The sequence below is a fragment of the Flammeovirga sp. SJP92 genome (genome assembly GCF_001583495.1).
GTDB lineage: Bacteria > Bacteroidota > Bacteroidia > Cytophagales > Flammeovirgaceae > Flammeovirga.
This window is the reverse complement of sequence record NZ_LQAQ01000061.1, coordinates 74,577-90,925: the sequence shown is the minus strand read 5'-3', so window position 1 is coordinate 90,925 and position 16,349 is coordinate 74,577. Positions and strand designations below refer to the sequence as shown.

At 35.7% G+C, this 16,349-nt stretch carries 8 protein-coding genes; 3 read left to right on the top strand and 5 right to left on the bottom strand.

Going from position 1 to position 16,349, the window contains the following annotated elements:
• Window positions 1-43: 43 nt before the first annotated feature.
• Window positions 44-1,078 (top strand): 3-dehydroquinate synthase, encoded by a 1,035-nt coding sequence (aroB, locus tag AVL50_RS13115; protein ID WP_062616957.1) that lies wholly within the window; start codon window positions 44-46, stop codon window positions 1,076-1,078.
• Between the two features lie 294 nt (window positions 1,079-1,372).
• Here the strand turns inward: aroB and AVL50_RS13110 are convergent, their stop codons facing one another.
• The 5 genes from AVL50_RS13110 to AVL50_RS13090 all read right to left on the bottom strand — a co-directional run bounded on the left by AVL50_RS13110 (window position 1,373) and on the right by AVL50_RS13090 (window position 5,289).
• Complete coding sequence (locus tag AVL50_RS13110; protein WP_062616956.1) at window positions 1,373-1,756, bottom strand: hypothetical protein; 384 nt, start codon at window positions 1,754-1,756, stop codon at window positions 1,373-1,375.
• Between the two features lie 133 nt (window positions 1,757-1,889).
• Window positions 1,890-2,927 (bottom strand): bestrophin family protein, encoded by a 1,038-nt coding sequence (locus tag AVL50_RS13105; protein ID WP_253764280.1) that lies wholly within the window; start codon window positions 2,925-2,927, stop codon window positions 1,890-1,892.
• A gap of 156 nt (window positions 2,928-3,083) precedes the next feature.
• The gene (locus AVL50_RS13100; RefSeq protein ID WP_062616954.1) at window positions 3,084-3,947 is read right to left on the bottom strand and encodes a hypothetical protein; all 864 of its coding nucleotides are present in this window, start codon (window positions 3,945-3,947) and stop codon (window positions 3,084-3,086) included.
• A gap of 52 nt (window positions 3,948-3,999) precedes the next feature.
• Window positions 4,000-4,554, bottom strand: a complete 555-nt coding sequence (locus tag AVL50_RS13095; protein WP_062616953.1) for a hypothetical protein — start codon at window positions 4,552-4,554, stop codon at window positions 4,000-4,002.
• 159 nt (window positions 4,555-4,713) lie between these two features.
• A complete protein-coding gene (locus AVL50_RS13090) occupies window positions 4,714-5,289 on the bottom strand; it encodes a hypothetical protein (RefSeq protein ID WP_062616952.1) in 576 nt (191 codons plus the stop codon).
• A gap of 335 nt (window positions 5,290-5,624) precedes the next feature.
• Between AVL50_RS13090 and AVL50_RS13085 the strand changes: the two genes are divergently transcribed.
• Both AVL50_RS13085 and AVL50_RS13080 read left to right on the top strand, forming a co-directional pair.
• Window positions 5,625-9,710 (top strand): T9SS-dependent choice-of-anchor J family protein, encoded by a 4,086-nt coding sequence (locus AVL50_RS13085; RefSeq protein WP_062616951.1) that lies wholly within the window; start codon window positions 5,625-5,627, stop codon window positions 9,708-9,710.
• Window positions 9,711-9,787: 77 nt separating this feature from the next.
• Window positions 9,788-16,318: a S8 family serine peptidase gene (locus AVL50_RS13080; RefSeq protein ID WP_082795801.1), complete on the top strand. Its 6,531-nt coding sequence runs from the start codon at window positions 9,788-9,790 to the stop codon at window positions 16,316-16,318.
• Window positions 16,319-16,349: the final 31 nt, after the last annotated feature.

Here is a 16,349-nt window from a genome sequence, read left to right as displayed (position 1 = left end):
ATTTTTTTGATCTAAAAGCCAATCGGCACAAATTAATAGAACGATGAGTATCAATAAAGTATCTATTTTAAAATCTGTTGATCAAAATACTTTTGAAGGTTTAAAAGGATACACCAATTTAGCAGTTATTGTAGACGAAAATACAAAGCGAGACTGTTATCCAATTGTAAAGGATTTATTGCCTGAACATCTACTTATTGAAGTAGTAAGCGGAGAGGAAAATAAAAACTTAGAAACCTGTCAGCATATCTGGCAAGAATTAACCAATGCTAGTTTTGATAGAAAAGCGGCGGTATTAGACCTTGGTGGAGGTGTGATTGGGGATATGGGTGGTTTTTGTGCCTCTACCTACAAAAGAGGAATAGATTTCTGGCAAATGCCAACTACACTTTTATCTCAAGTTGACGCTAGTGTTGGTGGGAAATTAGGTATAGATTTTGGCAAATTGAAAAATCATATTGGTGTTTTCAGAATTCCAGATATGGTATTGGTATATCCTGAATTTATTAAAACATTACCTCAGAATGAATTACGTTCTGGTTTTGCCGAAGTGATCAAACATTGTTTAATCGCAGATGCTGATCATTGGAAAACGGTTTCATCAAAACCTCTCTCTGAACAAGATTTGACGACAATTATTCCTCATTCTATCAATATTAAGGATGGAGTGGTGACTTCTGACCCTACAGAAAAAGGATTAAGAAAAATCTTGAATTATGGTCATACTATCGGTCATGCTATTGAAAGCTACCTTTTGGATATTCCTGGCAGAAAATTATTGCACGGGGAAGCAATTGCTATCGGAATGATTGCAGAGGCGTACCTTTCTGTGAAGTTTACAGGCTTAAAGGAGGATGAATTAAAGCAAATTCAAGAATATATTTTATCAGTGTATGGTAAGGTTGAGCTTTTAGAAAGCGATTTAGAACATCTTTATGCTTATCTGCTCCAAGATAAAAAGAATAGCGGTAAGAAATTGAGCTTCTCATTACTTTCAAAAATTGGTGATTGTACTTTTGATCAATTTATTGAATGGAATGATATTGAGGAAGCGATTCGATATTATATTGCTTTATAATATAAACAGTATATAGCACTGAAAGCTCATTTTGATAAGAAATGGGCTTTTTGTTTTATAAACCAAATGATGTGAATATCAAGTTATTTTTATCAGACTCAATTTATTCTATTACACAGTGTGAGAGGTTGTATTTTCTTTTTTGAATTTGATAATTAGGTTAAAAGCGATGGCTATATATGGCGTATTTAATTGATGAAAAATGCAACAGAAACACACTGTAAAGTAGATTTTAATTGAGCTAATAAACTCTTTTATAAGGCAAAAGAATGGCCTGTAGCTATTATGAGGAAGTTAATTTCCTGTAGAAACTAACACTGGGTGAATAATTTTTTGAATTAGACGGTCTGCTTGTTCACGGTAATGGAAATTTTTCAGCTTCCATCCTCTGTTTTTAGCAACCATTTCTAATAAGCTATGTTCTTCATTAAGAAAATTAGTGATTGTAATGATTTGTATACTTTTATCTACTTTATTTTCAGATAATTCCACAAAAAAAGAATGCTTTTCTGAAAGGTTAAATGGAAATTTTAAATCCTTGCTGTCGATCAATAAAATTCTCTTGTTTTTTAATAGTGGGGCTATTTCTTGGATGGCATGTAAGACATCATCTTTTGAAGGTACTTTAGCTAACTTCAAAAAAACATAATTAGGTGTAGCAGAAATACTGTAATTCATATCCTTATATTTTTTCTTTGTTGTGCATTGTTAGACAAAGTTAAATAAAAAAATCATTCTAATGACATAGCTTACCTAAAAAAGGTGATCTAAGTCAGTAAAATGATTTTTAGCAGGAATTAATATGAATTATTTACATCTGAACATTCTCCAAAACATCAAATGGAAGTGGAATGTCTTCTTTGCTGTCTCCAATACAAGTTCTGACATCAATTTCAATTGATCTTGCTATAGTAGAGATTGGAACATCATTCGCAGAGCCTTCAAATGGATTCTCACCTACAGTACCTATTCTCTCCATAGTATGAAAAACCCACGATACCATAGCGGCAAACGGAATGCCCATCCAAACTAATAACCCTCCAATAAAAGGATGAATACCAATCAGACTTTCACCAAGTTTGGCAAATTCTGGAACTAAACCGAATGGTAAAATGAAAATAAAAATCCATACAAAAAACACATTCAAAGTGGCGTATTGTCTTGGATAAGGGAAGTTTTTGATCCTTTCAGATTTCCCTTGCAGTGCCAGTAAAGTTCTTAAAATATCTTCCAATTTCAGAAAAGAGAACTCCCAAATCAGTCCTTTTTCCTTAAGAGAACGTAAATGATTGGATTGTAGCTTAATAATATGTGCCGCTTTATTCCCTCCTACATCCATGACTTTCTTAAGTTCATCAGGCTGTAAATAATGGGCTAAAGCTTCTTCCTCAGGAACTACAAACTCAGGTGTATGAATTTTTTGAGCCCATTCTCTATTGGTGGGATGATCCATAAAACTCTCCCATGGCTTTTTAGCTCTCATCGCATAACGCAATGCCGTCAGCCAAGCCATATGTCGATGGACTAATATCCTTTTCTGTTTGGATAATTCTTCTTTGGAAAGTTCCTGCCCTTCTTTTGCGTACTCATTAGTGACCATGTCTCCAACGTATATTGCAAATGTTCGGGAGTCATTCACTATTCCTCCCCATATTTTCCGCCCTTCCCAAAGGCGACCATACACAGCATTATTCCGAAAACCGATCACAAAAGCCAGAGCCGTACCCACTAATGCAATTGGAGTCCAAGGCATAGCAATCCATTTTTGTTCTAAAACTTCATAAATGAAAGTAACTGTTGTAGCAAGCATCACAAAAAACAATGTTTCTTTTCGTGTCCAAAGAAACATTTCAGATACCGAGAAGTATTTTTTTATCAGCATAGATTCGAAAAAATAATGTTTTTACGTATCTATGAATCTAATCATTAAATGGGAATTATAAAAAAGAGATTATTTATTTTTGACCATCTATTGAAACTATCATACAACTTGGATTTGTTGAGTTTACAATTGATTTAGCTCGTATAAAATAATGAATTCCTCAAATTTGTTGTCGGATAAGATTTTAGCTGTTTCTCCCCAGAAATATTCAAAGTGAAGGTCATCTTTCACACCCCAACATCCTGTTTCCTGGTTAATTATTATTAATTCTTGTTCTTGATTGCTGTTTATTGGCTCCCCTTTATAAATAAATTTCATTGAGTCTCTCTCAAATAAAATAGGTTCACCTATTACTGCTATTATATTTTCGAATTTGATATTTGTTTTATAAATATCCTGTTTTGAAAATGTATACGTTCTGGAGAATGTATCAATACTAATTTCATTTGGAAATACACGAATAATATTTTTCTCTCCAATTATATTTTTGGGAACTTTCATGGAATACTTTCCATCTTCTTGGGTGAATGTGGAATACACCTGATCTAAAGTTATCAAAGTTACTCTCATGTGTTTAAAGTCAACCTTATCTTGATCATAGGAACATTCTATTTGCCCTTTAATAGTTACAAATTGATCAGTATTGGTAACATCAATTTTATCTTGATTGGAAGGGGTTAATGATTGGCTAAAAGCTTCGGTGCTCAATGTTAAAGAACTCGCTATGATAGCACTCATCGCTAATTTATAGGGAGAAAATTTAAATGTTTGCTTCTTTCGGAGCGGTAAGAAATTTTGGCTTGGTTTGATTCTGATACAAATGTTTTCACCCTTTTCCTCAAAAAGATTTTCAACTTCAGGAGTAGACAAGTCCGTTAAGTCATACACCTTTTTAGAACAAACTTTGCAAAATCTACCTTTTTCAGCGGGAGTCATTTGATCCCAGTTCTCATGACAAGGATTGGGTATGGTTAAAAATTTTTTCATGAATAGTTTACTTTAGAAAGAGTATTGTTTTTTGAAAATTATGAGGTACTATTTATATGGAAGAAAAACTATCAATTCTCTTCTGAAGTTCTTCATTAATTGCTAACCTTAAAGCAACATGATCTTTATCCATATTTTCTGGAAGCCACTTTTCGCTTCTTTCAGTGCCGTCTTTCATGAAAAAATAAATATAGAGCCGATTATGCTTTGCCTTTTTCACTTCAAATCGTAGAATGTCTTTATAAAAAACTTCCTTTGTTTTGAATTTCACATTAAAAATTAATTTATCCTCCTCAAAACTTATAAAGGAAAAAGGCCACGCTTTTTTAGGTTTAAAAAGGAAGGTAGGATGTAATAGAATAGATAAACTTGCGAGACTAAAACCAATGGCATCAATAGGATTCACACCTCCCAACCCGAAATGATAGTAGGCGTAGGCGATTTGACAAGTTTCAATTATTCCTACAGTAGGTGATACTATTTTGATAAACCAATGAATAAACTTGTTTGACTTGATTTCAAGTTGACCCATTGTACTTACAGGAATGTATACGTCTTTTTTTCTTTGAAAGGGAAGTAGTGTTTTATTCTCCGTCTTTTGTAACATTAGCTTTTTAGTTTAGTTCATTAAATAAGTAAACCAAACTTTTTTTTAAGTGATTAAGAAGGATTAGATCTCAGGTTTTTGTGATGAAATAGAAAGATCTATTTTTACTCTTCCTTCATTAATTATACAAAAACTTAGTTTGCTTATTCTCTTATAAATCTAAGAAACATTTGCGGGGTTCAAAAAGAAAGTTTGATTTATGTTTTTATCAATTCTCTTTTGTATCAATACTAACAATCCATTAATTGTATTTTCGTCTGTTTCTTTTATTTCATGTCCTAATAACCAAGGAATGCGAGTTGTAGAGCCGTCTTTATGGGTAAAAGTAAGATAGCTTTTGGAAGATTTTTTGTCTCTGTCTTCAAAGCTCACCACATCGTTCAAGTTGATACTTTTGCTACTCACTCCTAATCGATTAACAATAAGTTCTTCTCCATCAAAATATATAAAACGCTTATACCAAGAAGTGGGTGAATTTTCTAAAAAGGGTTTAATGGCCAATAAAAAGCTAGCTTCACCAAAGAATAAGAGATCATCAAACCAAAAGTTTTTTAAAAAAGAAACAATGGTAAAATCTGTAGTGAATAACTCTTTCAGATAGGATAAAACATCAAAACCTAAGGCCAAAGCTCCTGCATAAGTTATGATTTGAGTGAAAGTAAAACCTCCATAGTACTTTGGCTTTTTTACTATTCCATTGAGGTCGAGGGGGATATAAACGTTTACACTAGACATAAAAAAATAGATAGTCAAAGAGATAGTATTTATTTACATGTGTTTACACGTTGTTTTCTTGAAATAGGTTGCATTTTAAATGTTAATCTTGTGAGAATAATGATAAATTTTATTGCTATTATCTATTTTTTCAAGATGGATAACTGTTTTTAATGCTATAAATACCTGTTGTTTTTTGTTTTGTAATGGTTATTTTTAAACTTATAAGTAATTGATAGTTAGACACTTGTGTTTTTATTGTGTTCAAATTGAGTGGAAGCCCCTATTTACAAAGTCTTAATATCTCCTTAAAATTGAAGTCATAAAGCAATTCAATTATTTAAACTAAATCAAAGATGAAACGACTATTATGGTTTCCGTTAGTTGTCTTATTCTGTATAGGGCAATTTGCGTATGCTACGGAGGATTCGGCTCCTACTGCATTTGTAGAGATTGGAGCAGGGCAAACACCAACTACTGATCCAATTTACTCCAGCTGGAAATATGCTTGGGGTAGTTTTTTATATAAAAGTGACGACTTAGGAGAAGCTAAAACTATCAGCAAAATTTCATTTTACGGATATAAGAATTTCGGTGGATGGGAAAAATCGTTTGCCAATCAACAGATTTATATCTCTTTAGTAAGCAGAGATGATGTGCCGTTATCGTATCCAGATTTGAATAATTATACAAAGGTATTTGACGGAACTGTAACGTATCCTCCTAATGGTGCAGATTGGATGGATATTGATATTGAGGATTTTGAGTACGACGGAACGAGTGATATCATCATCCACTGGCAGAATCATTCGGGAGAGAGTTATGTTACTTCTGGATTATTTTATGGTACAGTCAATCAAGATCATCAAGCAGTGAGCGGTAGTGATAATAACTTCCCGACAGGGGTAGCAGGTTGGAGGCCTTTTAATAATGCTACGCCGAACATCAGATTTCATTATTTAGTGAGCAATGATACACCATGTACTCCTTTGGCCGTATCACCTGAAAATAAGGATACTAAAGTAAAAGTAGATCAAGCTTTAGAGTTTAGTTTATGTAATTCAGATCGTTATGATTTCTATTTAGGTACTGAAGAAGACAATTTGCAACTTATTGTTTCTGATCAAGCAATAACAGAAGATGGCACTTACACTTACAATAGTCAGACATTATGGGAATCTAAAAAGACTTATTATTATAAGGTGGTTGCTAAAAAAGGAGGTAAAGAGATCTCTTCTCCAGTTATCTCATTTACAGCTCAAAAATATATTGAAGAGTACCCTTTTATCGTTGATTTTGAAGATTTCTATATCAGTCAAATTACAGGTAATAGGATAAATAGAACTATTAATACCAACTTTCCTGATGACTCTGATTGGGAGTTCGATGAATATTGGAATACTGGTGATATTGATGGTTTCCCGGAAGGAATTTACAAAGGTGAAATGACAGGTTACGTTTCTGCTTGGAGGACGGGTGATTATTCACTTATAACTCCGAGAATGAACTTGCCAGAAAACAGTGAGATCTCTTTTTATTGGAGAACGGGCTCAAACTCACCATCAAGTGGAACTTATTTAGAGATCTCTACAGATGGAAAGGAAACATGGTCTGAAGTAGCATCAATGATGCTTGAAGGAGATATGAAAGAGTATAAATACGAATCTTTCAGTCTAGGAGATTATTCTGGTGAAAATGTTTATATCCGTTTTAGATATCACGAAACTTCTAGCTGGAGCCCAAAATACTTCTGGATAGATGATATCGTTATAAAAGAACAAAAAATGGAGCCTGAGATTCAAATTGCTACGGATAAACTTACTTATGCTTCCGTAAGTGTTGGCAGTAAGATCAGTCAATCGGTAACAGTGACAAATACAGGTAAGGCACCATTGATTATCAGAGGAGGTACTTCTACAGGACCGTTTTCAACAGATTATACTGGAACGATTGATATTGGAAAATCAGCGGATATCAAATTATATTTTGAACCTACTTCTGCAGGTGATTTCGAGAATGTATTCACTTTTGAATCGAATGCAACTTCAGGTACTAACGATATTACATTAATAGGAAATGCTTATCAACCGCTTACTAATTTCTTTGAGAATTTTGATAACAGCACTGAGATGCCGGCTAAATGGAGTCAAATCAGAAGTAGCTGGGACAATTACACAAGTGTACAAGTGATTGATGGTGCGCTTGAGTATTTTACAGGTCCGCATTGTGCTCGTTTGATGAACTTGAATGATTTTGAATCGAATGTGATTTTAGTATCTCCAGGGGTGAAAAACTTTGATACCAACAGAATCGTTTTCCAAGCAAAAAAATCAAATGATGCATATGATTTGACGCTTGAAGTAGGTTTAATGACGGACCCAACAGATTCTTCTACTTTCGTATTGAAAGAAACATTTGAGTTGACAAGTGCATATAAACAATTCAATTTACTATTCAGCCATGCTGACAAAGGGCCTTACATTGCTTTCAGACATGGAGGAAGAGAACAAAAAGTAACAGCTGCTTTAATTGATGATATTTCTTGGGAAAAAATTTCAAACGGATTCCCACTTGCTGCAGTTCCAGTATCGCCAGCCTCAAACGCAGTGGATGTAGACATCATGAAAGGTTTGAAATTAGCATGGAATGATGGTGGTGGAGCCACTGAAGGATACAAAATCAATGTAGGGACAGATTATCCGCCTACCAACATGATTGCTGATAAAGAAGTGGACTTAGAAACGGCTGAACTTAAATTAGAAAACTTAGAATATAATACCCAATACTATTGGCAAGTAGTGCCTTATAATAGTAATGGTGAACTGCCTAATGCTCCAGTATGGTCATTTACAACCATCCCTGATCCAACTGTTGAGACTCTCCCATATCTTGAAAATTTTGAGACAATGAAACAAGGAACGACAAAACCAATGGGTTGGTCAATAGACGATTTGAATCTTGACGGTAACGAATGGAAACAGATTACAGATGATGGATCAAATGATTTGGTGAAGGGTTCTGGGGCAATGCAGATTTCTGGTAAAAAAGATGATATTCTGTATTCGGTGCCTCTAGCTTTGGAGAAAGGTACAACTTATGATTTATCGTTCTCTATTAGAACGGAATTAGATGAGCTAGAAGGAAAATGGCACACGGAAGAGTTAGAGGTGTACTTGGTAGAAGATAATAAGAAAACGGCTTTGGGTGAAGAAGCGTTAGTGAAAACTTCTACCGTGGAAGATGCATGGAAAGATGTGAGCGTTACGTTTGAAGCACCGAAAACAAAATCAATGTTTATTGCATTTTATGCTAAAACTACAACGCCTACAGGTGTACTTACTTTAGATAATGTAGAGTTGGATATTGCAAAAGAAAACCCAATCACTTTTACATCTACGCCTATCGAAACAGGAGCGATTTATCATGAATATAGTTATGTAATTACAGCTTCACATAAAGAAGAGAAAGCACTTGAATTCTCATTAGAAGATGCACCAGAATGGTTATCAATTGAAGATCATGGTGACGGAACGGCGACTCTTTCAGGAAAGACAACTAAAAAAGGAACTTATTATGTAAGAGTAAACGCCACTTCAGGAGAGCAATCAGCTAGTCATCAGTTTAATTTAGAAATTGAAGATATTGATAATCCATTAGCCTTCACTTCAACACCTGAATTATCCGTGAAAGTATATGGTACTTATGAATATGCAATTGAAGTAGATTGTGCAATTGATGAGGCAGTTACTTTGGAGTTGGTACAAGGTCCTCAGTGGTTGTCATTAGAAGAGATGGAAGGAAAGTATACGCTCAGCGGTACGCCTGATGCTACAGGAAGTAATGTGGTGACATTGAAAGCCTCTGTTGCCTCTTGGGAATTAAGTCAATCGTATTCACTGAAAGTGGAAGATATTGATAACCCATTGATGTTTACTTCTGTAGACTCATTATTTGTGATGGAAGATGAAAGCTTCGAACACCAAGTAGTGGTTGAAGGATTAGAAGGATTGACGATTTCATTAGCATTAAAAGAAGCAATGGAAGGGGTAGAATTAACGGACAATAACGATGGAACGGCCACGCTGACAGGTAGTTTGATGGAAACTTCAACAATTGTGGTTGTAGCTTCTCAATCGAATTGGAGCATCGAACAAGAAATTGTAGTGACGGTAGAAGAGAAGCAGGTGACGGATGCATCTCTTGATGTAAGCACGATTATGTTGTATCCGAACCCAATGACTGATCAATTTATCCTCAAAGGAGCTGAAAAAATTGAAAGTGTTTATATCTACAGTTTAATCGGTGAAAAAGTAAAATCTTACGAAGGCTTATCTCAAGCATCACAATTCCAGTTTAATGTATCTGACCTTGTAAAAGGATGGTATGTTGTTCAAGTGAACAGCGGAGGGGCTACGAAGACTTATAAGATTCAAAAACAGTAACTCATACTAACCATAATATAGGCTGTCAACTTCCAAACAAGTTGGCAGTCATTACCTTCCTATCTATAAATTTTATAATGAAAAAGAACTTTATTTTCCTTTTACTATTTTGTGTACTGGGGATGAACACCTACGTTGGTGCCCAAACAAAAAATAGCTTAGAAGAAGTAACTTATAATGGCGTTGCAGTGGAATTGCCTGAAAATGCCAATTCTTATTTTTCGAATAAAAGAACATCTCAAACTTCTGATCAATCTGCCTACGTTATACTTCAGTTTTATCAAATTCCGAACAAAGAGAAACGTTCAAATTTGATGAACAATGGTGTTTTGCTCAACGATTATTTAGGAAACAATGCCTATTTAACGGAGATCAATTCATTGAATAGCAGTATAGATATTAGTACTATTCGATCTATAGTAAACCTTGTAGATGTACAGAAGTTAGATCCATTGTTGATGAAGTCAGAATTGCCAAAATATGCAATGTCGGGCAAGCACTCCATTGTATTGGATTTACTTTTCTTTTCTGGGGTGAATACTCAAAAAGTACAATCAGACTTAGAAACATTAGGCGCTGAGGCTATCACTTTTTCACCTTATTTCAACAAAGTAAGATGTCAAGTGCATATTGATCAACTAAAGGAAATCAATGCTTTTTCTTGGTTGAAGTATGCAGGGCCAATCCCTCCAAAAGTGGAGAAAGACGATATTGTAGGGCAGAAAATGGTGGGCCAAGATGCCTTGATGGGCTATTTGGGAGCTGATCAGATGCTGACAGGAGAAGGTATTACGGTTGGTATTTGGGATCAAGATGTTGAACCTCACCTTGATTTCAATGGCAGAGTAACTTCACATGAATTAGAAGACCACCTTTTTGCTCATGGTAATCACGTGGCAGGGATTATGGCCGGCCGTGGCTTGGTAGACCCTATGGGTGTGGGTATTGCTCATAACGTAAAGATTGAATCTTGGAATTTCAATATAGGTAGAAATGGCTTGACAACTGGTGAAGAAATGATGGGTGCCGCTTTAGAAAATGAAGTTTCTATTACTCAAAACTCATATGGTATTCCTCACCCAGGTGGTTTTTTATGGCCTTATATCAACAGTGATGCTGAATTGGATCAAGTGACTTGGGAACAGCCTCATGTATTGCATGTTTTTTCTTCTGGTAATTCAAGAGGTAATTTCCAATATGGGACAAGTTCTAAAACAGCAAAAAATATCCTGACCGTTGGAGCGCTAACGCAAACAGGAGCAATGAGTAGTTTCTCTAGCTGGGGTCCTGTAGATGATGGTCGACATGGTCCACACATTGCGGCAAAAGGTGTTGATGTATATTCATGCTCATTTTTTAATGATTATGAGTTGATGGATGGTACTTCTCAAGCGACTCCATTGGTGTCAGGTGTGGCTATTCAACTTTATGAATTATACAAAAAGGAAAATAGTGAGTTGCCTAGAGCTGATTTGATCAAAGGGGTGCTTTGTAATACAGCTACAGATTTAGGTGAGGCAGGACCAGACTTCGCTTACGGCTATGGTGAAATGAATGCTTTGAGAGCGGCGAAAGTGATTAAGAATAATCATTTTGCATCAGGTAATGTAGAGACAGGTGATCAAGAGACTTTCAAAATCTGGGTGCCAGAAGGGACGGGTCAGTTAAAAGTAATGCTTTCGTGGAGCGATTATCCAAGCATTCCTTTTACACCCAATGCTTTGATTAATGATTTAGATTTAACAGTAGTACACAACGGGACAACAACTCTTCCTTTGGTGTTAGATGCTCAAAATCCATCACAATTGGCCACAAACAAAGAGGATCATTTAAACAATATTGAGCAAGTGGTGATTGACCTTCCTGAATCAGGTTACTATGAATTTGTGGTGAATGGTAATACAGTTCCTCAAGGTCCTCAAAACTTTAGCATCACATGGGATTTTGTAGAAAAAGGAGTGACTTTATTATCTCCAGTTGGAGGTGAATCTTACGTAGCCGAGAAGGAAATGATGATCTATTGGTCAGCTCCTCAAAATAATACTGACGCGTTTGTTGTTCAAATCTCAGAAGACAGTGGAATGAATTATCAAACTGTTGCGGAATTGGCTCCAAGTGCTAGAAATTATACTTACGCTACTTCTTCAGAAGCAAAAGGTAATTTGAAAGTAAGAGTGATCAATGGTAAATATTTTGATGAAAGCACCACTGGATTTAGTGTTATTGGTCGTCCTGAAATTGTAAGCAGTTCATCAGATGTGATGAGCTGGACAGGTGTTGTTGGAGCAACTTCTTATGAAGTAATGAGAATGGAAGAGGGAGAAATGAAAGTGATTGATGAAGTAACCACCACACAATTTTCACCTGAAGCAGGACAGTATTGGTACGCCGTAAGAGCGGTCAATAAAGAGAAGAATATAGTTGGAGTACGATCGAAAGCGGTTGATTTGAGTGTAAAAGGAGCAATTAGTAATTTCCCTTTTGACGAAGGCTTTGATGACGGAGCTTCCAATTATTTGACCATTGAAAAATCAAAAGCGGGTAACGCAACGATCAACTACGATACTGAAGTGAACTCTCATTACTTGAAATTTGAAGGAGGACTTACAGGCGCCACTTTTTACGGTGATGGTTCTACGCAAGAGGTTTGGAATGCCAACCCGACATTTATTTCAACAGCGACGCTAAAAACCGAAATTCCTGATGGGATTAACTCATTATTATTCACTTTAGATGCTAAAATGGCTTACTCTGTTTCTAGAAACCAAAGTATTTTCAGAGTGTATGTCAACGGTCAACCTGTTTCAGATATCAAAGGCCAAAGTTATTTCTTGGGCAGTGAAACAGCCCTTCTGAAAAGAGAAAAAATGTACTTTGATTTAACGGACTTTCTTGGCGAACCTATTAAGATCGAATTGAAAGCACTTTGCCGTTACCCATCAGGTGTGATCTCTTGGGCTATTGAAGGAGATCAAGTCGGTATTGATAATATTCACCTTTCTGAAAAAGCAGAATACGACGTGGCTTTATTGGAAATCGATCATCCTAATCATTCATTACGTTTAGAAGAAGCGGAGGTGAAATTTATGATTGCCAATATTGGATCAAAAAATCTAGAGACGTTTGATTTCTCTTATGAAGTCTACAAAAATGGCGTATTGAATCAAGAAGAAAAAGAAACGTTTAGTACTGAATTACCAACTTTCAATACTAAAAACTACACGTTTGTTGCCTTAGGAGATTTTTCTGAAGAAGATGCTTTATATTATGTAAAAGGTAATGCAGAGCATGCTAACGACTCCAAAATTGAAAATAATACGCTTCAAGGAAGTGGATTCTATAATTTCGGTTACATCGTTCCAATGGCCGCTCATGATTACACACAAACAACTACAGTAAGTGATGATGTTGTTTTCACAGATGGCGGTACAAGAGTGTTTAATTATCCTGATAACACAAGAAGTGTCCACAATTTTGTTCCGGCTGATCCAACGAAAAAAGTAAAAGTCGAATTTACTTCTTTCCAATTGGAGGAAGGGTATGATTACCTGTATGTATTTGATGGAACAAATGCCAGAGGTGAACCAATTGCAGTCTTGAACGGTGCATTAGGCGATAATAATCAAACTACATTTACTTCAACAGTATTAGGCGGTGGATTAAGCTTCTTATTTTATTCTGATGAAGCAGTTAACGAAGAAGGTTGGGTGGCTACGGTATCTCAAGTAGAACACAGTGTTGATTTCGATGCCGGTGTTACTGCAATTCAGCACCCTGTTACTCATGTTGGCTTAACAGGTGCAGAGAGAGTATATGTAACAGTATCTAACTTTGGTAAAGAAGACATTTCATCTTTCAAGGTTGCTTATACCATTAATGATGGTACTCCAAGAGTTCAAAATGTAAACCGTCTTCTGGAATCGGGAAGATCTGTAGATATTGAATTTGATGAGCCAGATGTATTCAACACTTTTGGAATTCAATACGAAGTGAAGGCTTACACTATTTTGGAAAATGATGGAGTAGGAAGAAATGATACTTCAGTGGTAAGGTTTAAATCAGATTATGAACCAGCGCTAGGATTTGGTGGTGTGTTTATCACGAATGTAATGATGGGTGATATCAATCAAACCTCTGGCGATAATATGTATGAAGATTATTCAGGGCAGGAATTAACAATCAAATATGGTGAAACTGCGGAATTGATTGTAACCAAAAATGATGGTTCTGGTGCAGGTAAATATTGGATCGACTGGAATTTCAACGGCAAGTTTGAAGAGGAAGAAGGGTTTGAGTTCGAACCTATCAATCCTCAGCAAATGAAAGGCATCATTGATCCGCCTTATGATGTTGAACCAGGCAAAAAGAGGTTGAGAATTCGTGTTTTATCATTTGGTGAAATGAATCCTGAAGGAATTGTTTTTACAGGAGAAGTGGAAGATTATTCCATTATTTTAGAAGGACAAGCACCAAAACATGATCTAGCTGTAAAAAGCATTGAGCTTGAAAAATACATAACACCGGATGCTTACGCGATTCCTGTCATGATTGAAAATAAAACACCTAACTCGGAATCATACCAATTGAAATTGATCGTAGATGGTGTTGAAAAAGAGGTGGTTGAAGTGAGTGGTCATGAAGGTAAATCAATGAAGGAGGTTTTATTTTCTAGCATTGATTTAGTAGAAACAATTACCGAAATTAAAATTGAGTTAATTTCTTCTACAGATGAAGTAATTGGCAACAATATTCTTCAGAAGACAATTAATGTGCAACCATTGAATACTGTTTTTGCTTATAATATTTTAGGTGCAGAAGGTGTTTATCCGGGACCGATCAGTTTCCATATGCAGAACATCAAACAGCCAAGAAATATCAAGCAGGTGAATGGATTTTATGTCTATGCGGGTACAATTGCCAAGAACAAATGGTACAACAGTTCAACTGGCGGAATGCTTTCTACAATTGATCCATTTACGGGTGAAATCAGCAATATTGGCTTCTCTGATATTGAGTTGAGAGATATGTGCTACAGTGAGCCGAAAGACAAACTTTACGGTATGGCATATTATACACCTGAAATTTACAGTATCGATAGAGCAACGGGAGCGTCTACTTTGGAAGGTACTTTAACGAATACATCCATCAAAACCATTACTTGTGATATTTCAGGAGTGCTGTATGGAATGGATCAACTTGGTAATATCTATATCATCAACGATGAAGATTGGACAACAACAAAAATCAGTTCACTACCAATTTTCACCGGAACTTCTCCACATCCGCACCTTTTCTTTGATCATAATATTGGTAAAATGTATTTGGCATCAAGAGACAATCAGCTCACGACAGACTTCTATCAAATATGGGAAGTAGATCCTTGGTCTGGCTCTCTTAAGGAAGGCGTGATCAACGAAGGTTTGAGCAAAGCGATTGGTTTCTCTATGTTCTATGATAAAAAAACTGCAGAATCATTACACAGTATTAATAGTGTAAAAATTCAAGGATTATCGACTTTCGGGACAATTGATGAGGAAAATAGAGAGATCAAACTGATTCCAGCAAAGCAAATGGATATTGCGGAGTTGACATTACAATTCTCTATTTCTCCAGGTGCTCAATTATATTATAAAGGCAAACAAGTGGATTACACTTCGGTATTTGACCTCACAGCTCCAATTGTGGTAGAAGTACGATCATTTGATCAATCTAATGCATCATTATGGTCTATAGAATGCTTGCCTCCATTAAATGATGAAGCAGAAATCACATCTTATGCCATCTCAAGCTTGTTGAATAATGATCTTGTAGCTGACATTGAAGGTGTAGTAACCACTGATGGAATTTCAATCGATGCTCATAAAGAAGATAATCTGACAAACGCATTGGTATCTATCGAAAAAGCAAATAGATCTATCATCTTAATGGGATCAGATACATTGATGACAGATGAAACGAAAGTGAATCACTCTGATGATTTTATGCTGAAGGTAGTTTCAGAAGATTTAAGTAAAACAAAGTACTATACAGTCACTACTGCGAGACAGCAAAATGATCAAGCGGAACTTCAATCTTTCACCCTTCTAGCAGGTTTAAATGATCACCTTGCAGATGATATTGAAGCTGAAATCACTGATCAGGAGATTTTATTGGATGAGTCGCTGTTTGACATTGAAGGAAAGTTGGTCATCAGTTTCAAATTATCTACAGGAGCGGTGATGACACAAGATCAATGGATTCAGACGTCAGGCGTGGATAGTTTAGTATTGGAAGAAGGTTTGGAGTTTGAAGTTTTCTCAGAAGATAAATTAACAAAGGAAACTTATACTGTAAAAGTGAAAGACAGTACTGATCCAACATCTATCATTACTTTCTCTAAAGATGTGATTAATGTATTCCCTAATCCTACGGAAGGAGAGGTGAAAGTCAAGCATCATGAGGCAGGGACTATTTTTATCATGGACATGAATGGTAAAAAAGTATTTACTCAAGAATTAGGGGTAAGTCAAAATCAATTGAATTTAAGTCATCTATTATCAGGGATGTATATTGTCCGATTTGAAGGACAGACATCAGAGTTATGGTTGACAAAACTAATCATCAAATAGATTTGAATAGAGCGTGATTTAAAGTGGGCTA

Bases quoted from the DNA above. Each gene is read 5' to 3' on its own strand.
- aroB (WP_062616957.1), top strand. From the start codon at position 44: ATGAGTATCAATAAAGTATCTATTTTAAAATCTGTTGATCAAAATACT.
- AVL50_RS13110 (WP_062616956.1), bottom strand. From the start codon at position 1,756: ATGAATTACAGTATTTCTGCTACACCTAATTATGTTTTTTTGAAGTTA.
- AVL50_RS13105 (WP_253764280.1), bottom strand. From the start codon at position 2,927: ATGTTTCTTTGGACACGAAAAGAAACATTGTTTTTTGTGATGCTTGCT.
- AVL50_RS13100 (WP_062616954.1), bottom strand. From the start codon at position 3,947: ATGAAAAAATTTTTAACCATACCCAATCCTTGTCATGAGAACTGGGAT.
- AVL50_RS13095 (WP_062616953.1), bottom strand. From the start codon at position 4,554: ATGTTACAAAAGACGGAGAATAAAACACTACTTCCCTTTCAAAGAAAA.
- AVL50_RS13090 (WP_062616952.1), bottom strand. From the start codon at position 5,289: ATGTCTAGTGTAAACGTTTATATCCCCCTCGACCTCAATGGAATAGTA.
- AVL50_RS13085 (WP_062616951.1), top strand. From the start codon at position 5,625: ATGAAACGACTATTATGGTTTCCGTTAGTTGTCTTATTCTGTATAGGG.
- AVL50_RS13080 (WP_082795801.1), top strand. From the start codon at position 9,788: ATGAAAAAGAACTTTATTTTCCTTTTACTATTTTGTGTACTGGGGATG.